14 protein-coding genes are annotated in these 20,252 nt (G+C 49.8%); 2 read left to right on the top strand and 12 right to left on the bottom strand.

The features are described from left to right. Nucleotides 1–5 precede the first annotated feature (5 nt). The 3 genes from ACUN27_RS03700 to ACUN27_RS03690 are packed head-to-tail and all read right to left on the bottom strand — an operon-like array spanning nt 6 to nt 6,539. A complete protein-coding gene (locus tag ACUN27_RS03700) occupies nt 6–542 on the bottom strand; it encodes a GNAT family N-acetyltransferase (protein WP_315953012.1) in 537 nt (178 codons plus the stop codon). Continuing rightward, nucleotides 520–3,288: an adenylate/guanylate cyclase domain-containing protein gene (locus tag ACUN27_RS03695; RefSeq protein WP_326061104.1), complete on the bottom strand. Its 2,769-nt coding sequence runs from the start codon at nt 3,286–3,288 to the stop codon at nt 520–522. The genes ACUN27_RS03700 and ACUN27_RS03695 overlap by 23 nt, the downstream gene beginning before the upstream one ends. A 17-nt stretch (nt 3,289–3,305) precedes the next feature. Continuing rightward, on the bottom strand, nt 3,306–6,539 hold the full coding sequence (locus ACUN27_RS03690; RefSeq protein WP_445558389.1) for a stalk domain-containing protein: 3,234 nt from the start codon (nt 6,537–6,539) through the stop codon (nt 3,306–3,308). Between the two features lie 212 nt (nt 6,540–6,751). On the opposite strand from ACUN27_RS03690, the gene ACUN27_RS03685 reads away from it, so the two are divergent. Together ACUN27_RS03685 and ACUN27_RS03680 are read left to right on the top strand one after the other, a co-directional pair. Then, nucleotides 6,752–7,138 (top strand): DUF4280 domain-containing protein, encoded by a 387-nt coding sequence (locus tag ACUN27_RS03685; RefSeq protein ID WP_315953009.1) that lies wholly within the window; start codon nt 6,752–6,754, stop codon nt 7,136–7,138. A 46-nt stretch (nt 7,139–7,184) separates the two neighbouring features. Then, the gene (locus tag ACUN27_RS03680) at nt 7,185–8,894 is read left to right on the top strand and encodes a hypothetical protein (RefSeq protein WP_445558388.1); all 1,710 of its coding nucleotides are present in this window, start codon (nt 7,185–7,187) and stop codon (nt 8,892–8,894) included. A gap of 1,161 nt (nt 8,895–10,055) precedes the next feature. Here ACUN27_RS03680 and ACUN27_RS03675 read toward each other — a convergent pair. The 9 genes from ACUN27_RS03675 to ACUN27_RS03635 form a co-directional block, all read right to left on the bottom strand. Then, a complete protein-coding gene (locus tag ACUN27_RS03675; RefSeq protein ID WP_326061134.1) occupies nt 10,056–11,261 on the bottom strand; it encodes an anhydro-N-acetylmuramic acid kinase in 1,206 nt (401 codons plus the stop codon). Then, nucleotides 11,261–12,913 carry a beta-N-acetylhexosaminidase gene (gene nagZ, locus ACUN27_RS03670; protein WP_326061099.1) on the bottom strand — a complete coding sequence of 551 codons (1,653 nt, stop codon included), beginning with the start codon at nt 12,911–12,913 and terminating at the stop codon, nt 11,261–11,263. Before nagZ ends, ACUN27_RS03675 begins: the two co-directional genes overlap by 1 nt. Before the next feature lie 115 nt (nt 12,914–13,028). After that, nucleotides 13,029–13,946 (bottom strand): N-acetylglucosamine kinase, encoded by a 918-nt coding sequence (locus tag ACUN27_RS03665; RefSeq protein WP_326061097.1) that lies wholly within the window; start codon nt 13,944–13,946, stop codon nt 13,029–13,031. A 29-nt stretch (nt 13,947–13,975) separates the two neighbouring features. Then, nucleotides 13,976–15,118, bottom strand: coding sequence for an exo-beta-N-acetylmuramidase NamZ family protein (locus ACUN27_RS03660; protein WP_315953005.1), 1,143 nt, complete (start codon nt 15,116–15,118; stop codon nt 13,976–13,978). Between the two features lie 93 nt (nt 15,119–15,211). Next, complete coding sequence (locus tag ACUN27_RS03655) at nt 15,212–15,919, bottom strand: PIG-L deacetylase family protein (protein ID WP_315953004.1); 708 nt, start codon at nt 15,917–15,919, stop codon at nt 15,212–15,214. After that, nucleotides 15,920–16,888 (bottom strand): GNAT family N-acetyltransferase, encoded by a 969-nt coding sequence (locus tag ACUN27_RS03650; RefSeq protein ID WP_315953003.1) that lies wholly within the window; start codon nt 16,886–16,888, stop codon nt 15,920–15,922. Nucleotides 16,889–16,922: 34 nt separating this feature from the next. After that, nucleotides 16,923–17,783, bottom strand: coding sequence for a carbohydrate ABC transporter permease (locus ACUN27_RS03645; protein WP_315953002.1), 861 nt, complete (start codon nt 17,781–17,783; stop codon nt 16,923–16,925). 19 nt (nt 17,784–17,802) lie between these two features. Next, nucleotides 17,803–18,708, bottom strand: coding sequence for a carbohydrate ABC transporter permease (locus tag ACUN27_RS03640; RefSeq protein WP_157317659.1), 906 nt, complete (start codon nt 18,706–18,708; stop codon nt 17,803–17,805). Nucleotides 18,709–18,809: 101 nt separating this feature from the next. Beyond that, complete coding sequence (locus ACUN27_RS03635) at nt 18,810–20,249, bottom strand: ABC transporter substrate-binding protein (RefSeq protein WP_315953001.1); 1,440 nt, start codon at nt 20,247–20,249, stop codon at nt 18,810–18,812. Nucleotides 20,250–20,252 lie beyond the last annotated feature (3 nt).

Raw genomic sequence — 20,252 nt, 5'->3', positions numbered from 1 at the left:
ATCTATCATTTGTCTTCAATAAGCGGTTTATAGAAAGCTAATCGCGCTTCGCCTTCGTAATAGTAATTCGGATAAGTGCCGATGAGTTCGAAACCGTTCGCCCGGAACATTTTTTGAATAGGCTGATATTCGGGTAAATCGCATGTATACGTAAGAATGTAGCGCCCTCCCGCTTCTCTCGAGAACGTTTCTAGCGCTTGAAACAAAACTTTCGCAAAGCCATGCCGGCGATAATCGCGATGCACGGCTAAGTAATCCCATAAATAACCACCGGATTGATGCTCATTTTCCTTGCAGCTGGTCACCGCAATAATCTCTCCGGCTTCATTCTCAATAAACCAATGCCAGTGATTGCGCTGAGTCAAGCTAAGCAGGGGAGCATTGCGAAAATGCTCTAGCTCCCCCGGCGTATGCCTTTGATCATCAAATGAGGAGGAAGATAAATAAAATTCCGTAATCCGTTGAGCGTCTCTCTCTGTAGTCAACTCGTGCACTTGCATATCAAGTTCGCCTCTTTCATCATGAAACAGATAATGTGCCATTCCACTCTGCTGTCGTACCGTGTTGGAAATATTCATCACAAATATAGAAGTATAGCTGTGCCGCCTTATCCTGACGATTCTGTTTAATGACCATCAAGAAAGCTTCTCTTGCATCATAGAAACGTCCTACCTGGTAATACGTGACTGCCTGCTCGAATAGTGTCTTGGTCTTCTCTTTCAGCACCCGAATCGTATCGGGATCGCCCTGATAAACGTCGAACAGTCGAAGCGGCTCCTTCACTCCTTCTACCTGAATCAATCCCAGGTTCCGGTATTGAAAGGCTGCCGGTTGCTGCAGCGACTGCACCACATGATCGGTAATGAGAATGGAGGCGCCAAGCGGTTCCGTCATTTTCTCCAGCATACTTGCCACATTCACACCGTCAGAGATCACATTGCCCTCTAGGCGCTGCTGTTCACCGATAATTCCGAGACGGAGCGGTCCTTTATGCAGACCGATACCGAAATCTAGCGGTGAATAGCCGACTTTGGCTCGATGCGAATTGTAAAGATCCAATTCCTTGCGCATCTCAACGCACGCCTGCAGCGCTTCATCCGCTTGATTCGGGAAAAGCGCCATGAAGCCTGCCCCCAGATACTTGTTCATAAGACCTTGATGCTTGCGGACATAAGGGCCGAATCGGCTAAGGAATGAATTGACGAAGTTGAAGTTCTCTTCCGGCGTGAGCTTCTTGGAAAGCAAATAGAAGCTTCGGATGTTAAAAATCAAAATCGACATATTTTTCTCTACTTGATCGCCTAGTTCAACCTCCAGAATGCTTTCCTTGTTCAGGAATCGCAAAAACTGCTGTGGAACGAAGCGGTAGTAGGACTGGCTAAAGTTCTCTACTTTGGTAATATAGTCCCGAATACGGGCTGCCATCGTATTGACGCTGTCGCCCAAATCTGACACCTCGTCGCGCGTGTTGATCTTAACGACCGTGTCCCAATTGCCTTTGGCAATCTCGCCAACGCTGTTGCGCAGCTTCCGGATTGAAGACAGTAATACATAAGTCATTACAAAGAGCACAAGCAGCAAACCTACGGAGATAAGCGCAATATTGCGGATAATCGATTGAAGTACCGCTTGGCGATGCTTCAGGATGCCATCCAGGTTTTTACTCGTTTCGAAAACACCGACAATTTTACCCGCTGAGTTAAAAATAGGGGCAATCGCATAACGCCACTCGCCGGAGAAATCCTGCCATTGTCCCGTAGCCGGCTTACCTTCAAGCACAACCTGCTGATTCTCAGGGGTTTGTTGGAACGGATTGAACATATGCATGCCATCATCGTCTTCTAAAATCCGATAAATAACCCCGTTTTCGTATTTATATACAGCTTTGTAAAAGCCTTGATTATCATCGCTGGCGTTATTCTCAAAAACCGACTGAATCTTTCGGCGGAAAGATTGATAAATTGCACCGTTGTAATCCAGCGGTGACGACAGACTTTCCAGCTTATCGCCGTCGACAAGATTTTGACCGTTTTTGGCCAGTAAAATAAGCTCGCTAAACGTTTCCTCTTCCATTTTCTTCGAGAAACTCTCATAAATGACCGTCGACAGCAGAATCATCGAAGCCGCAATGACCGGCACTAGAATGAGGATCTGTTTCATCATCAAAGGAAGACGGCGCTGCAGCAAATTGAAGAAGACAAGTTTGATCGCATACAGCACAAGGATCAGAGCCGCTACGGCAACTGACCAATGTACAAACAATTGGGTTCTTACCGGCTGGCTGTATAGAGCCTCTACCATGGACGGCGTAATTGTCCCATCCGGCAGGCGGCGATTAATTTGCGTCGATTCTACAATAATAAGGCTGCCATCCTGCGCGATGGAACTCGATGTGGCATCAAAAGCAAGATCTATGTCGTTTGCTTTCGCCTTATCTTCAGTTACAAGTCCTTCAATCGTGTAAGGCTGTGCAGGATCAAGCCGTGAAATCATTTTGTTGTTAAAATCGATGAAGATCAGACGGCCTTGATTATCAAGATGCAGGCTTTCAGGGAAATTGCGTCTTGTGCGATCAAGCCCGGGAAGCGGATAAACAAGCTCGGAATGCCCGTCGCCAAAAGCGCGATAGATCTCTCCGCTGCGCGTTGAATAGTAGATTTCGCCAGGCTTAAAGCCATCTGCCTCAGCGACAAACTTATTTTGCGGGAGCTTTATCGTATAGACCGACTTGGGCGCAGACGTCTCCTCTTTGCCAACTGGAGCTTGGTAGAGAGTTAACTGCTGTACTTCGTCATTGAAAAAGTAGACCATTCCATCGTGAACCTGAACATTCCGCAAAGATCCCAGTCTGTACCTTTGGGGTTGCGCGTCATTGTATTCCTGTGAGAACAAGCTGCGGTCGAACTGTCCATCCGGCGTATAACGAACGATCTGCTCGGACTTAACTGCAATCCCATACGGATCAAGCAACGTCCGAATCGTGTAGAGATACCCCAAATCATCGACAGCCATATCGTTAAAACGGTACACTTCTCCGTTTTTTCCCGTCTCACTCGTAATGGAGTACTGAAGAACACCATCCCCGTCCAGCTTGTGAATCGTCTTCTTCGCGTTGTCAATGACAAACAAATTGTTATGCCCATCCGAGATCGCCTTCGATAAACCGTCGAAAGGCATGCTCTTGTGAAAAGGCCATAGTGTGAAGCTTTCCCTGTTTATTCCAAGGTAGGTTCCAGCAGCACCCAGAAGCAGCAGTACGAGCAGCAATGCCGCAATCGATTTCTTCATCGCTCTTTAATCTCCTCTTAATTTGAAATCTGAATGATTTGCGTCGGTGCGTTCCAATCCACTTGCAGACCCAAGGATTCTGCTATGAACCTTAATGGGACATAAGTCTTTCCCTCAAGCAGATAGGCCGGTCCGTCGATTTGCACAGGATCCCCATCAACATAAGCTTTGTCTTCACTGATACGGCTCGTGATCGTCTTATATTCCGTGCTGACCGTAACCGTGAGAGTATCTTGGTCCCAATCTACAGCAGCACCGAACGACTCTGATACGGATCTTATAGGTAAATATGCCTGCCCGTTTATTATAACAGGCGGAGCATCAAATTTGATGAAAATATTGGGAGAAAGCACGTTTTCTGCCGGAAGCGGCTGAACGGAAACACTGGCTGCCAATGCAGCTGAAACATCGGCCAAGGCCGCCTGCTCCTCAGGCGTATACTTGGCCTTTTCTTGCTGCTGCAGCTCCTTCAGCAGCTTCGTGACCTGCTGTTCAAGCTGCGTCTGCACGCCTGCCTCTTGCGGCAACGCTGCCGCAAGCACCTGCACGGCGTCAAGCTGCGCGAACAGCGCGTCCTTCTTCGCCGTCGCCACCGCCTCGGCGACGGCTTCGAGCGAGCGGGTCAGCGTCGCGACCCGCTCCGTGTCCCCCTGCGCCTGCGCCAGCTTCAGCGCAGCCTCCAGCTTCTGCTTCGCCTCTGCGAGTGAAGCCTGTCCTTCGGATGCGCCCGTTTGCGCATCCGCGAGCTGCGCCTGCGTTGCCAGAAGCTGCTGCAGCACCGCTGCAGCAGCTACCGGCTCGCCGGCGGCAAGGGCTTGCTCCAGCTTCGTCTGCTGGAGCTCAGCCTGCTCGGCCAGCGCATCCTCGCTGGCCGCTTCCTTCCCAGGCGTCGTGCCGCCTGGGGGGACTTCACCACCAGGCGAGCCCGGTGGTGTCTCGGTCTCCTCGGACAGCGCTGCGATCAGCGCGTCCGGGTTGTTCACCAGCTCCATCTGCTGAAGAGCTGCCTGGCTGTCGCCTTTCTGCAGCGCCTCCAGCATCCCGAGCTGGGCCTGTGCATCCTTGATCTCGACCGCCAAATCGGCGATCTCGCTCAGCTTCATATCCGTAACGGCCGCTTCCTTGGCCGCCTCCAGCTTCACAATATCTTTCTTCAGCGTGTCAATCTGCTGCTGCAGCTGTTCGGGCGTTTGCAAAGAAGCGATAGCACCAGGCTTCGCAATTTCCACGGTGACTTTTAGAGCCTCCGCGTCCTTCTGTGAAAGCGCTGCGGAACTCGTCGGATCGGCTATCGCGCTCGGGTCTACGGCATTATCCATGCCGAACCAGACCGCTCCAGGCTCATCCGCTTTATAGAAGATCCCCTGTCCCGATGAAGACATCGTTGCCGAAGCTGCATTATAGGCTTCAGGAGTCAGCGCATCCAGCTGCACCTTGTAGGAACCGATGATAACGGTACCGAGCCCTTTTTCCTCGTCAGCACCAGAAGCGCTCTCGCCGTTTGTAGTTCCGTCTCCCACCGAACTTCCGCCATTTCCACCATTTTCAGGGCCATCCTTGGCTTCATCTGCCGCCGCCAACTGTCCGGCATTTCCTTTGCCCTCCAGCAGCAGCTCCCCAATCGGTTTCCCCTTCGCGTAGAGCACAACCTTCAAGTTCTCAAGCTGACTAAGTTTAAGCGTTAATTGTCGCACAGCCTTATTCATCTTGGTACGTTTACCGATCGCTCGGCCATCTTTGGTAAACAACGCATAATCGGTGGCGCCGAGCTTTTTATTCACGGTCACGCTAAAATCACTGAGCAGCGGACCAACGGCCGGCTTCAATTTCCAAGAGCCCGCAGGCGCCTTTGGATTTTGCGTCTTGACGGCGGCGAGCCCGTCATCCAGGTTTTGATAAGGCAGGATGCCTTTCTTCAACGTTTTTGCAACAGCCCCACCCGTGTCGATGTCCAGCTTGCCAAGCGCTGTTTCATAGCTCATTTGCGCCATTAAAATTTGCTCGTCTGCCTTGCTCACCGCTTCTTTATAAGCCGCAAGCTCGTCGGTTTTCATCAAGCTGAGTTTCACCTTCTGAGTTGCTTTATCCAGCGCGCTTACGGCACTATCCTTATCGCGTAAAGCTTGCGCGTAACCTTCCTCCGCACCCTTCGCTTCCATATAGGAAGCTCTCACTGCTGCTATAACCGCTGATCGGCTCTCCTTCTCCTGCAGAACCGCTTTGTTTTGTTCCATGGTAGCAATAGGTAACGCATCCCGCAGGTCGTCAAGGTAACGCAGTCCATCAAACTCCCCCTGAAGCAAAGATTTGGGAATCGGAATGAATCCGAGCAAAAGGAAAAACCCTTCCCAATCTTTCTTCACCTGTGACAACGTCGTTTCATAGCTGGCCAGAAACATATCCATGTCGATATCCTTAGCCTTATACAGACCATCCATAACCTTCATGCGGCTGCTGCCAAATTTGGAACTGTACAGATCACGTGTCGTGCTTAGTTTATGATCGGCCAAACGCCGATCCTCCGTATCTTTCAGCAGACTGACCGTCGATTTGAGCCCGCTAGTTATGTAGGCCGGCAGCTGCTTCTGATCCAGATTCGCGTAATCCGGTTCAAAAGAAAGCTGAACTTTATTTTCCATATCCAATTGAAGCAGCTTGCCCAGCGCCAAACGACTTGCTTTGGCCGTCAATTGCGCTTGTTTATAAACGGATGCGGCCTTCTCCAGCGCCTTCTCCGCCTGCTCCTGCTCGGCACTGTCAGCAAGCCCGAATTTCCGCTTCTTTTTAACCGTATCCAACGCCGTTTTGGCGTCCTCCCATTTCTTGCGTGCGTTCTCTTCCGCTGCTTCATCCTGATATGCCGTTAAATACGCTTTTTGCACATCAAACCGAACCGTATTCATCGATTGTCGAAGTGTTTCCTGTGCGAGATACAGCTGCTTGCTGGCCTCAGGCACCTTCAAACGTATCGTTAGGTCCTGACTTAAATTCCGGGGTTTGGCAAAAAGGCCGGAAGCCTTCGCTTCCTCACTTTTCACAGCATGCTGCGCTTGCTCCAGCTCCAGCTTTTTCTTTGAAATATCCGTTCTGGCGTCCCGCAGTACAGAACTTATTTTCACACCTTGATCCATCGCTTCTTTCATGGTTAAAGCTTTTACCGACACAGCTTCCACGCTTGGCCCTGCTGCCAGAACCGGCGCTGCCGACAGCAGCACTACAAGTCCCAGCCTTACTGCTTTTAACCCTGCCACTCTGAATCCCTCCGCTCGCTTGCAACTCTTCCTTTATAGTACAATATCTCTTTCACTCTCGCACCCATCTTTTGGAGAAACTTAGCGAAAAGAATCGAATATAGTAATAGATTGATGGTTATCTGCTTTTCTAGTAGTATAAAAGTAACAGAAACTACAACTGCATCGGATCCTGCTACATAAATAACTTGTTACATAAAAGGAGGTATCCCATGGGGAACCTTGTCTGCGGCGGTGCCATGCTGCAATGTTCTTTCGGCGCTGCGCCCAGTTCGTTAATGGTGCTGCCAGCGAATATGGTAATGACCGCAATGCCCATCGCAAACATTATGGATAATAAGCCTATGGTGAACATTTTGCCGTTCGGCATGTGTAATTCCATGGCCAATCCCATGGTTGCCGCAGCAACAGCGGCGGCATTCGGCGTCCTGACGCCCATGCCCTGCGTACCGGTGACGGCAGCTCCTTGGGTTCCTGGATCACCAACGGTGCTCGTCGCTAACATGCCAGCTCTGAACAACTCCTCCAAATGCATGTGCAATTGGGGCGGTGTCATCCAAGTTCAGCAGCCTGGACAAATGACCATTCAGGTGCCTTAACGCATTTTTATAAAAAAATCGAGCGTCCTTTTAGGAGTGAAATCATTTGGAGATTCAGCCGGTCAAAACCATTGAAAAAGTGCTAAAGCCCGTCGTAGCACCTTTCATCGGACATGTCATGAAAGCCTTTCAAACCATTGGAAGACTGCCCAAACTAGCGATTATTAAGTTTCAACAGATTCTTAGAGTCATGCTGCAAACGCGTGAGACCTCGTTAAAAAACTATATTTTGATCGGCTCCTACTACGTCTCCAAAAGGCTCCTGCTTTTCATCACCTTGTTGATTCTCGTCCTGATCTTTTTTATCTTCATCCGCCCTCCTGCGATCGTGAATAAATGGTTGAACCGGGTTCCTGTTCTGCAGGAGAACACCACGAAGCTGACTAGCTTCTCGGGGAATGGCAAAGTAGTGGGTGCCGAGAAAGCGGCGCGTTATGAAGGCGGTCTAGTTGACGGGCTGTACGCGGGGAAAGGCAAGCTTTATCACAAGAACGGCGTTCTCGCTTACGAAGGCGATTTTGAAAAGGGGCAGAAATCAGGCGCCGGCTCTCTCTATGACGAACAAGGTACATTGCTGTATAAAGGAGCTTTTGCGGGAGATGCCTACAACGGGGCCGGCACCTTATATACTCCCAATCAGAAAGTCCTGTATATCGGGGAATTTCAAAATGGCAAGTACGGCGGGGCCGGAAAATTGTTTGCCCCAAGCGGCGATCTGCTTTACGAAGGCGCGTTTAACGGCGGCCTTTACAATGGGGCGGGCAAGCTGTTCTCTTCGGGCGGCATCGCCCAATATGAAGGGGAATTTGCAGCCGGTCAGTATAGCGGAGCTGGCAAGCTGTTCGATACCAAAGGCCTTCTCGTTTATGAAGGCGGCTTTAAGAACGGCAGCTACTCCGGCGACGGAGCCGAGTACTACGCTAACGGCCTGATGAAGTTTAAAGGCCAGTTCCTGGCCGGCACGTACGGCGGCGAGGGCACCGCCTTTGATGAGAAAGGCGTGCCCCGTTTCAAGGGCACGTATGTGAGCGGCGCCTTGAACGGCGCCGGAGAAGCGTATGACGAGCTGGGCAAACTCGTCTACAAGGGCGATTTCAAGGTCGGCGTCTATGACGGCCTTGGCACTGTGTTTGATGCAGACGGCGCGCCGCTTCTGCGGAGCTTTTTTGCAGGCGGCCAGGCTAGCCTGCAGGGCTTCCTCGGTTTGTCCAGCAAGAAAGTCGAAGACTTGCTGGGCAAACCGGCGGAGGTGACGCTGCAGGATGCCAGCGTCATGCTTGCGGGCCAGGAGGCGGCGGTTGACGCCTCCGTGGGGGCTGCGGCTGCAGCTGACACTGGCGCTAGTGCTAGTGCCGGTGCAGGTGAAGCAGCCGTTGGGGCTTCCACGCCAGCTGCCGTAGGCGCTGGGGTGGGCGATGCGGCAGCAGCAACGGCAGGTGTGAAGCTGCTGCTGAGCTATCCGGCCTACCAGCTGTCGTTACTGGTAGAGCCAGCGAAGGGCAACCCGAAGGAAGCGGTTGTTACTTCGCTTAGCATTTGGGGCTCGAAGCCTTTGGCGCTGCTGCAGCCAGCCATCGAGACCATCAAAAAACGCGGCGAGCCTAACGAAGCCGGCTACGTCGTGATGGAAACCGAGGTCGGTGCCGGGAATGGCACCTACACGAACAGCTATTACAAGGGGGATTACCTCTTCACCTTGACGCATTTTGATAAAACCAAAGAAGCCCACCTACTGCAGGTGAGCTCTGTGAAATAGCAATAGCCGGGAGACGCTCTATTGGGCTCTCCCGGCTGTTTTTTTGTGGGCTCCAATGTGACTAGTATCCCTTAGTAATGCAAATTCTGAGATATCTACAAAAAAGTAATCAAAACCTCACTACCCTAGCTGCTCTAACCCATTCCTTCTTCTCCACTACTCCTTACTCTTACGCACAATCTTCCGTCCGCATCACCATCATACTGACACCATATCGCACATGGCCCCTCGTCCACCGCAACTAATATCCCCGAGCAACGTAAATTCTGAGCTATCTACAATAAAGTAAACTAAACCTCACTACCCTAGCTACTCCAACCAATTCCTTCTTCTCCACTACTCCTTACTCTCACGCACAATATTCCGTCCGCTTCAGCATCAGACTGACTCCATATCGCACATGCCCCCTCGTCCACCGCAACTAATATCCCCGAGCAACGTAAATTCTGAGCTATCTACAATAAAGTAAACTAAACCTCACTACCCTAGCTACTCCAACCAATTCCTTCTTCTCCACTACTCCTTACTCTCACGCACAATCTTCCGTCCGCATCAGCATCAGACTGACTCCATATCGCACATGCCCCCTCGTCCACTCCAACCAATATCCCCGAGTAATGCAAATTCTGAGCTATCTACAATATAGGAAAATAAGCCTCACTCCACCATCTCACCTACCGCCTAAACTATGTACTATAGCAACGGACACCTAAGCCCTTAATTTGGCTATTCCGACCAATATCAAGAGGCTATCAGACCTGAGAGCCTTTATTTACTTGATTATTGGCCGATTCTGGCCATCTCACGCTCATTAGCGTCTCTCATGTCCGCTAAATTTCATATTGAGCTTAAATCGCTCAAATAGAAGCAGCTCAGTCCGTTAGACTTGGCTTTATCCGTTAGGCTCGGTCTTAAAATGCATCCCTTTTTCACGACTTGGTACAAAGTCAGCAACGTCTTTACTGCATAAAGTACAGCAATTCCACAAAAAAATAGCCATAAACATAAAAACCTGCATTTGATACATCAAAAATGCACGTCACAGCCCAAAGTGGCGTGAAATCGCGATATTTGATGTATGTTTTGCAGGTTTTCATTCTTTATAGGGAAATCGATTCGGATTTACTGTACTTTTTGCATCTTCTCTGCTTCATCTCCGCCCTAAGGCAAAGCCAACTTGCCCATGACAGTCAGGCGCTCTGCACCTGTCGCTGACGGCAAATTGTTCGGCACGCCGTGGATGAAATCGTTCCCCAGCAGGGCGAACAAGATGGCTTCCTTAGCGTCGCCAGAGATGCCCAGCTCGTCGGAGGTGAGAATCGCTTGCTCAGGGAGCAGCTCCTGCATCATGTTAAGCAGCGTATGATTGCGCGCACCGCCGCCGCTTACGATAACTTCCGCTATGGCGCAGTGCGGCAGAACAAAATCTTTATAAGCGCGAGCAATGGAATGCGCGGTGAACGCCGTCGCTGTAGCGACAATATCTTCGTGAGCGAGTCCGCGATCCAATGCGATTTTGAGCCATGCAGCCGTGTACGCTTTGCCGAACAGCTCACGTCCCGTGGTCTTCGGAGGAAGCTGCGCAAAGTAAGGATGCGCCAGCATCTCCTCCAGCAGCTCGGTGTGGACATGACCGCGAGCCGCCCATGCGCCATCAGCATCATAGGTTAGCCGGCCTTCGGACAACTCGTAGACGACTTGATCCATGATCATGTTTCCCGGACCCGTATCGAAAGCAATGAGTTTGCTGGCATCGGACATCGTCGCAGTCGTTCCCTGAGCCGGAATTGCGGTGCAATTGCCTATGCCGCCGATGTTTTGCAGGATGCGCCCTTTGGCCGCATCGCGGAACATAATGAAATCCCCATAAGGCGCAAGTGGAGCGCCTTGCCCTCCTACCGCCATATCGGCGGTGCGGAAGTCGCCGACAACCACACGGCCGGTCCGTTTGGCGATGACAGACAAATCACCGATTTGCAGCGTTGATTTGGGCAGATAAGGATCGGCTTCATCCGCAACCGGAATGTGCCACACGGTTTGTCCATGGGTGGAGATGAGATCGATCTCCTCCATGTTCATTCCCGCGGCCTTAGCCGTCTGCACCACCGCGTCAGCAAATCGCTCGGCAATGGCAAAGTTCATGCCGCACAATAGGGCAACATTCGAGTGATCGATGGAGCACAACTGCTTCAGCTTTTCGCGTACTTCCTCTTCATAGGAGAAGCTTTCGAAGTGAAGCAGTTTGACTTTGGCATCAATCCCGCTGCCATCGATCCGGACGATGGCAACGTCGATGCCGTCCAGGGAAGTGCCTGACATGATGCCCGCTACGGTTAGCGAAGTCTGATTCAAAAGGGAACGGAGCATCACAGTCCGCCCTCCCATTTCCAACCTGCTGGATATCCGAAGCCCAGCGTGACGGGCAGACGGCCTTTCATCTCCAGCTCACCCAGCAAAGCTTTGGCTGTGCTTTGCAGCGCTAGCGGGCGGCTTTCGTAAGCCGCGATGAAGGTGGAAACCTCCGGCAGCTCAAGCAAATCGTACGGCACGCGCAGCGCGACGACGATTACTGGCTTGCCGAGTGCTTGCAGGGCGCGCACCAGCTCGACCTGCGCCGGATGGAATCGGGCGTTGTACGTCCCGATGACGATCTGCTCCGCTTCTTCCGCTGCGGCCAGCACCGATCCCGTCAACCCACCGACCTCTGCCAGCGGCAGCACACGGTCGAGCACGTCAAGGCCGCGCTCAGCAAGCGCTGCGCCCAGACTTGCCGGTCCGGCGTACGCTTCGTCGACGCCGGACGATACCGCTGCGGCCACGGTGACCGCTAGCGTTCTTACACGCTTCAGCGGCAGTAATCCCTGCTCGTCCTTGACGAGCGTGATGCTCGCTTCGCTGAGACGTTGGGCGACCGCGCAATGCTCCGCGGTCCCTACTTCAGCCGCCGAGCCCGTCTGCGGTGCAAACAACCCGCGGCGCTCCTTGAGCGCGAGCAGCCTTTCCACGGACGCGTCAATGCGCGTTTCACTCAGACGCCCCTCTTTAACAGCCTGTTCGATCGCATCAATAGCGCCGATCTGGCGGTCAAGCCTATGGCTGATGAGCACAAGATCAGCCCCAGCTTCGATCGCCATAACACTGGCGGCAACTGTGCCATAATGTTCGGCAATGGCATTCATCTCCATGCAGTCTGTCATCACGACGCCCTCGTAGCCCAGCTCCTCTCGCAGCAGTCCGGTTAACACAGACTTGGAAAGCGTCGCAGGCAGCTTCTCGGACTCAAAAGCCGGGAAATAAATGTGCGATGACATAATCGCATCGACACCGCCATCGATAGCTTGAATGAACGGCACAAGCTCCAAAGAACGAATCCGTTCTTGATCATGCTTGATCGTAGGCAAATCCAAATGGGAGTCAACGCTCGTATCGCCATGTCCCGGGAAATGTTTCGCTGTCGCGACAACGTTAGCGTCCTGAAAGCCTTGCACCGAACGTCGTCCAAATTCAGCGACAAGCTCTGCAGACTCGCCGAATGACCGTACACCAATAACCGGGTTATCCGGATTATTATTCACATCGAGCACAGGAGCAAAGTTCAAGTTAATTCCAAGCTCTCTGAGCTCTTTCCCCGAAATGAACGCAGCTTCATAAGCGGCGTCGCCTGCATCTTTTACGCCAACTCTCGCTCCCTCTACCGGCCCAATCGCTCCAGCCGCAAGCGCCATCTGCCCAGGCATCAAGGCAACGCCTTCGGTAATACGGGCAACCATTCCGCCCTCTTGGTCGATGGAAACCCATAGCGGTAACGTGTCCGACTGCTCGGCGATTTGCTGCAGCTGCTCGGATAACTCTGCCACCTGTCCAGTTTGTTCTACGTTACGCGCAAAATAAATAACACCGCCAATATGGTGTTCAGCAATCAGCGCTTTGAGCTGATCTGTCGCTTCCGTGCCTTCAAACCCGCAAAGAAGCATCTGCCCGATTTTCTCTCTTAGCGTCATGTCCTGAATCTTTTTCATTCTCTATCCCTCTCCCTCGCTAAAAAAACTTCTATCCTCAAAATTAACTCTTTATGTCTTTCTCTGTCTTGGTCTATCTCGGTCTATCTCGGTCTATCTCAATCTCTATCGCAGCCTATTTCTTCAAACGATTCAGCGCCATCAAAACGGCACCGCTCGCCGCATCCTTTTTAGCCGTAATACAAGTCAAATCCGGATATTTTTCACACAATAGCTGAACAAATGCGTCCCGCACATGGCTATTATTCAGCAATACACTTCCGGCCATCGCAAGGTTTCCTTGCTGCATGGACAGCTTTTCCACGACAGGAACGACCGTCTCGAAAAGCGATGCAGCGTTTTTAGCCGCAATAGCCAGCGCCGTTTCGTCCCCTTGTTCGCAAGCCTTAGACAGGATAGGCGCCAAGGCTGCGATATCCTTCTTGTTTGTCTCTTTGTTATAGACAAAACCAACGATCTGCTGAACATTCGTCAGTTGAAGCTGTTCGTAGACCATTCCAGTAATGACAGTCTCCCCGATTCTTCCATCATTAGCTCGAACGAGCGCAGACAACAGGTCGCGGCCGATGCTGTAACCGCTGCCCTCATCATCGATGAGGTGTCCCAGCCCGCCGGCACGGTGAATCGTCCCGTCCTCTTTTTTGCCATAACAAATAGACCCTGTTCCCGCAATTAAAATGATGCCGTACTCGCGATCATGCGCTCCGCAAAGCGCCGTTTCCTGATCACCTGTGATGTATACGTTCCCTTGATAGCCGCATTCTCTAACATTCGCTTCCAAACGGGACGTAACACTAGGATTGCTAACCCCTGCTGCACCAATTACGATATGTTCACAGTGCTCCAGTCCCCCGCAGGCATCGCTAATGCCTTGAAAAATGTCCTGAAAACTCCGCTTGATGCTCTCCGCATCTTGCCCATTATAGTTAATCGCTCCAGATGCAAAGCTATGCACCACTTGGCCGCTCTCGTCAGCTATTTTTACCGCTGTTTTGGTACCTCCGCCATCTAGCCCCGCTACATATCTTGTCATTGGGTCACTTATCACTTCTTCCGTTTATTCTATTTGTACAAATGATACTGTTGTTTCATCTGCGCAAACGTCTTGCTCTCTTCACCAAATTGCTGAAGCAGATCCGAAACGTTCACATGGTCTTGTCGATACACATTGTCTCCGCATAACAAATCCATGAAAGGTCTGGAGCCTTCTCGGAAAGGAGGCAGGAAGGCAAACTCTTCATAATTGTTTTTGATCGTGTAGAGCAGGGTAATCCCCGTTTCAAGAGGCTGGACAGCGCGAGTATCCAATACATGAATTTGAACGCCGCTGCAGGACTCTCCTTGATGCTTCGAGAAACTCGGTTTAAAATAGACCGGCCGGAAAACAACGCCTGGCAGTTTCTTGGCATTCATTTCATCCGCCAGCTTCTGCCCATCGATGAACGGAGCCCCTATGGCTTCAAACGGAACTGTTGTCCCGCGTCCTTCCGACAAGTTCGTGCCTTCAAAGATGCAAGTTCCCGGATATAGCAAAGCTGATCTAAATCGCGGAAGACCTAGGGAAGGCATGATCCACTCTTGACCCGTCTCGGGGAATAGCATGTTTCGCTCCCAACCTTCACAGCGGACCACATGCAGCTCACACTGCCAGTTCATCTGATCATTTGCCATCATGGCGAGTTCTCCGACGGTCATCCCGTAACGGACTGCAAGCGGGTAATTGCCTACAAAAGATTGATATTCCGGTTTTAAAATATTACCTTCCACCGTCACGCCATCCAAAGGATTAATCCGGTCGAGAATAACAAAAGGTTTCCCTGCTTTCGCACAATCTTCCAAAGCATATAACATTGTATATATAAACGTATAATAGCGGGTTCCTACATCCTGAATATCATAGACGACCATATCGACTTCATCCAGCATCTCTTGGCTCAAACGTTTGGAATCTTTGCGATACAAGCTGTGTACAGGCACCTGTGTAATCGGGTCCAAATAAGTTTCTACCAGTGCGCCAGCGGCTTGATCTCCCCGCACCCCATGCTCCGGAGAGAATAAGGCCGTGAGGTTGAAATTCTCGTGCAAAATTTGAATCGTAGAAACAAAATCCTTGTTCAATCCCGTTGGCGCCGTAATCAGCCCCAGCCGTTTCCCTTTGAATAGATGAGCATACTGCCCGATACAATCAATCCCGTTAAGAATCATAGCTTTCCCCTCGCTCGCTTCTTTTTATTGAACAAAACCTCTACCCAAGCCATATTCGTGATAAGCGGCTGCGTGTAGAGGTCGGATGATTTTCTATAATTCAGTTTTGAGCACACGCATATTTTCTTCTGGAATCATGAACGTTTGTGCATATTCTTTTCTGGCCTCAAGCCCGCGGACTCTCATCAAATGCTTGTAGTATTCCAAGTACTTGAACGACTTGCTGCCGGTTACGAACCAATGCGTGGAAACGGCTTTGACCCATAGATCGAAAGCTTCCTGATCATAATCGACATAGACGTACGGACGGTAGTCGACCGCATCTTCCCAGTTCTCGGCATAATACAATCTCTGAGCAAAATGGGCTGGAAGCTCCCGTTCAAATGTCGGCAAGGCAGCAAAAAAACGGGCATCGTTCACGATGCGGTGCGTAGTCATGTGATCCTTGTGCATGCTGTTTTTCCAATGGGTGATAATCACGTTTGGACGAACTTGACGAATGACATCGCATACACGGAAGCGCATCTCTTGGTTATCCTGCAGCTCGCCGTCTGGAATATCGTCGAAGACGAAAGCTTCCCCGCCCAGCATTTCGGCAAATGTTTTCGCCTCTTTCACTTTCTGCACGCGATATTCCGCCATATCTTGTCCTGCAGGAACACCGCGTTCGCCTGCTGTCAGCGCCAGTGTCGCAATGCGATCACCTTTCAGGAAGTGGCTTGCCAATACGCCTCCAGCCGTTAATTCGGCATCCCCAACATGACCGCCGATCGCTAATATCGTTAACTTTTGCTCGCTCATTTACACAAACTCCCTTCTCATCACAGAAAATTGTTTGACGGTTGTAAAACCTGCCTTCTCATAAATGCGAATGGCCGGATTCGTACTGCCTGTGTAGAGCGACATGTAGTCCGTACCAATTGAACGGAATGCTTCGCACAGCTTAAAAAAAAGCAGGCTGCCCAGCCCATGACCCTCATGCTCAGGAAGCACGCCGATGCCCGCAAAGTAGCCGCGTCCGTTGTCCTGACGAATGACCGGGCCTGCAAATCCGATGACTTTGTCTTTATATGCAGCAATGACCACTGGCACACCATCTGCCGTGCACTGCCCGATTTCCCTTTGCCACAAAAGATTGTTAAAGCCATTAAGCATTTCCTTAACGCCGTTATGCTTTTCCGAATCGAACAATTCCACCGTGTATCCTTCAGCTGACGCCTTATGCTCCTTAGCTCTTACATCCTCCGGTATGGTGAAACCGTCCAACTTCAAATACATCGCGCATTCTTTCGCGCGTTCTACATATCCTGCTTCCAGCAAAAACGCATACAATTTACTCTCGATCGGCACACCTGGCGCATTGTTATGCTCATGCTTTGGAGTCCCAGGTATATACCATGGCAATAACATCGGATTAAAAAATAAGACCTCGCCTTGCTTTTTCCCCAATTGCTGGAAACGACGTTCCAAAGCGTCCAGCATGCCTTGATAATTCTGATTCGTTTGGAAGCCTTCGGCCAAAACGATGCAGGTGATGTATCCACCCACTTCCCCAAGCGGCAGATCATCCCCTGTACAGCCACAGGCGAAGCCTTTGACCTCATTTTGATCCAGTAACACAAAGGTATTTTCGCTATCAAAATAAGGATTGGCCGTGAAAATACGCTCAAAGGTTTCTTCCGTCAGTTCCTTATAGCCATCCTTCACGGCTTCTTCATTCCATAAATCAATAACGGCCTGACGATACTGTTGATCCCAAGACACAATCATGCTGAAGTGATACCTCCCCCACGCCCGGCTTGTATTAGCCTTTTACCGCTCCAACCGTTACACCTTCTAAGAAGTACTTTTGCAAGCTGAAGAAAAGAATAAACATCGGTAGTGCTGAGATCGTAGCCCCTGCCATCATCGGTGCGATAAACGTCGTGTTGGCGAAGCGGAAGTTTTTGAGCCCCAGTTGAATCGTCTGCATATCCATCGTATTGGTGACCAGAAGCGGCCAGAAGAACGTGTTCCAGCTATCCATAAACGTTAGAATCGCCATGACGGCAAGTACCGTTTTGGACAAAGGAAGAATAATTCTCCAATAGATCGTGAACTGGCTGCACCCTTCGATTTTGGCACTTTCCATAATCTCGTTCGGGATGCTGCTCATAAACTGTTTAGCAAGAAAAATATTATAGACCGTAACGATACCCGGCATAATTAATGCGCTGTACGTGTTTTGCAGATTGAACACATTCACAACAAGAATATACAAAGGAACTTGTGTAACTTGGTAAGGAATCATCATGGAGACAAGCAATACCGCAAACAGCACGCCTCTCCCTTTAAAACGAAGTTTGGAAAATGCATATCCAGCCATACTGGCGAAAATCACGTTGGATACCATTACTGTAGTTGCTACGATCAGGGAGTTCAGAATCCACCGATACGAATACTCGCTATAATCAAAGAAATATTTGAAGGAAGCGAATGTGAACTTGCTTGGTAAAATGGAGTAGTTCACCGCTCCTGCCTCAACCGGATCTGCAAAGGATGAAATGACCATGAAATAGATTGGAAATATCGTCGCCAAAGCAAAAAGGAGAAGGGCGATAAAAATGATTGAATTGCGAATGGTTTTTACTCTAGGTTTGCCTGCATGATTGCTGTATAAAGCCATTATTTATCCATCCCCTCTCTTAATAGTCGACATCTTTTCCTGCGAATTTGAACTGAATAACGGAAATCCCTGCAATAATAACAGCTAGAATCAGCGATTGTGCCGCGGCTTTACCGAATTCAAAATAAGTAAACGCATTATTGAAAATCAGTAGGCCAACCATCGTTGTCGCATTGTTCGGGCCACCGCCGGTCATCAGGTAAGCGTTCTGGAACACTTGGAAAGAACCGATAACACCCGTTACCAGAAGGAATAACGTAGCTGGTTTCAAAGCAGGAACAACAATGTACCACAGCTTCTGGAAGAAGTTCGCGCCATCCATTTCCGCTGCTTCATAGAACGTATCATCAATGCCAAGAAGTCCTGCCAGGTAAATGATAATGCTTGTGCCGTGACTGGATAGCCAAGACATCAGGACCAAAGAAAACATGGCTGTTTTACTTGACCCCAACCAGTTCTGATTGCTGAATCCGAAGAAATGAATCAGTTGATTGAGAATCCCGCCCTCAAGCGGATCGAAGATCCAAAGCCATACGACAGATAAAGCAACACCGGACGCTACGACAGGCAAATAATAAATACCTTTGAAGAATCCTTGTGTTTTCTTCCTCAGCGGAAGAATCAAGATCGCGATCACCATGGATAAGATCAAGTTAACTGGCACGGTCAGTATCGTATAGACGACCGTATTGCGCATTGCTTGCCAGAACAAAGGATCTTTTAATGAAGAAGCGTAATTGGCGAATCCAACATAAGTGGAACCAAGAGGTTTGTATTCCTGGAGACTGATGATAAATGCACTTACAACCGGGTATGCGGTGAACATCGCAAAAACAACCAAAGCGACGGCAATAAATGCATATCCCCAGACACCTTCTCCTTTGATTCCTCTTCTTTTTATCGGTTTAGCGATATTCGTTGCCATTTCCTCTAACCCCCAAACCCCGTTTCAGAAAACCCGGATTAAAATAGTTCGGATAGTCGTGTGAGTTGCTTTCACGACTATCCGAAATGTACGGTTTTTAATTAGTCTTTAACAACGCCGTCTGCACCAAATGCAGCAATTGCGGCAGTTTTCACAGCTTCGTACATCGCTTCAGGTGTAACTTCGCCTGCGATTAGACCCTGGAACTTAGGAACGATAACTTCCGTTTCCAATTTAATCGCTTTAGCGCCTAGTTCACTTGGAATATCGGAACGAGCTGGCGTTGCATTTTTAAGCATATAGTCAACAGCTGCCACGTTCTCTGGGCTTCTCTCAATTTTCATGCTTTCAGCCGCTTTTTTAGCGCTTTGTGTGATATGTGCGGAGAACAAATCATTATTTGTTGTAGCCGCATTTTTACCGCTAGCTAGGAAGTAAGCTGCTTTTACAACGTTTGCTTTGTGCTCAGCAGTTGGTTCCTTTTTACCGCGGAACGTCATGTAACCGTCAACGACAGCAGCAGCGGATTGTTTAGCACCTTGGAAAGTCGGAGCCGGCAATACAACATAATCAACAGGGATGGAATCTTTTACTGCACTTGCATCATTAGCTTTTAGTTTTGCATTGTTTGCTTTTGCAGAGTTCTCAAACACGGCAAGACCTTTACCTGTGATCATCGTTTGACCTGTCAAGAACATGTTCCAACGTTTACCAGCATCTACGGAGCTAAGCTCTTTCGGCATGGATCCGTCATCAATCAGTTGACGAAGATCTTTAAGTAGACCCAAGTAATTTTTGCTAGTGTATGCATATTTCAAATCTTTATCAAATGCGTTCGGCATTCCGGCATTTTTCGCCATAATACCCAAGTAGTCAACAGCAGCAACGCCTTTCACCGCAAACACAAAACCGTAACGCGTTTTGCCATTTTCAGTGACTACGCCTTTTTTGATCGCTTGACGGAATTCGTCATACGTCCAGCCGTTTGTCTGTACTTTTTTCCAGTCGATTCCTGCTTTTTCTAGGAACTCTTTATTTCCGCCCAATGCGTGTACTTCCATGTACGCCGGGAAGCCGTAAAGACCTTTACCATTTTTCATGTAATCAAGTGGAGCTTTGTCATAATCATTAATCATTTCAGGAGTTGCTGTATCCGTGATGTCCATGAGCAAACCTTGCTGCACGTATTTCGGGATACCGTCAGAGCCTCCGAATGCAATATCCGGCGGGCTGCCCGCATTCACTTGTGTGTCCAATTTCTGCTTCATATCTTCCCAGCTAGCCGGTTCGATTTTCAACGTCAGGTTTGGATATAAGGCAGTAAAATCTTTGGACATTTGTTCGAAAGTTTTTTGGTAGTTCGGTGAAACCGGCGGCAAAAGTGCCGTAATGGTATCTTTAGCTGTTGAAGCGCCAGCACTTGCAGCTGGAGCTGATGCAGCCGGTGAACTCGACTCTTTCGTGCCTGAAGCGCCACCACAAGCGGTTAAAGCCATTGTTAAAGCTACAACGGATGCTAATACGGGCATTTTTCTTTTCATGAA

This window comes from Paenibacillus sp. WC2504, from assembly GCF_052682475.1.
Note: the sequence above shows the minus strand (reverse complement) of the source record. Positions and strands in the feature narration are given on the sequence as shown.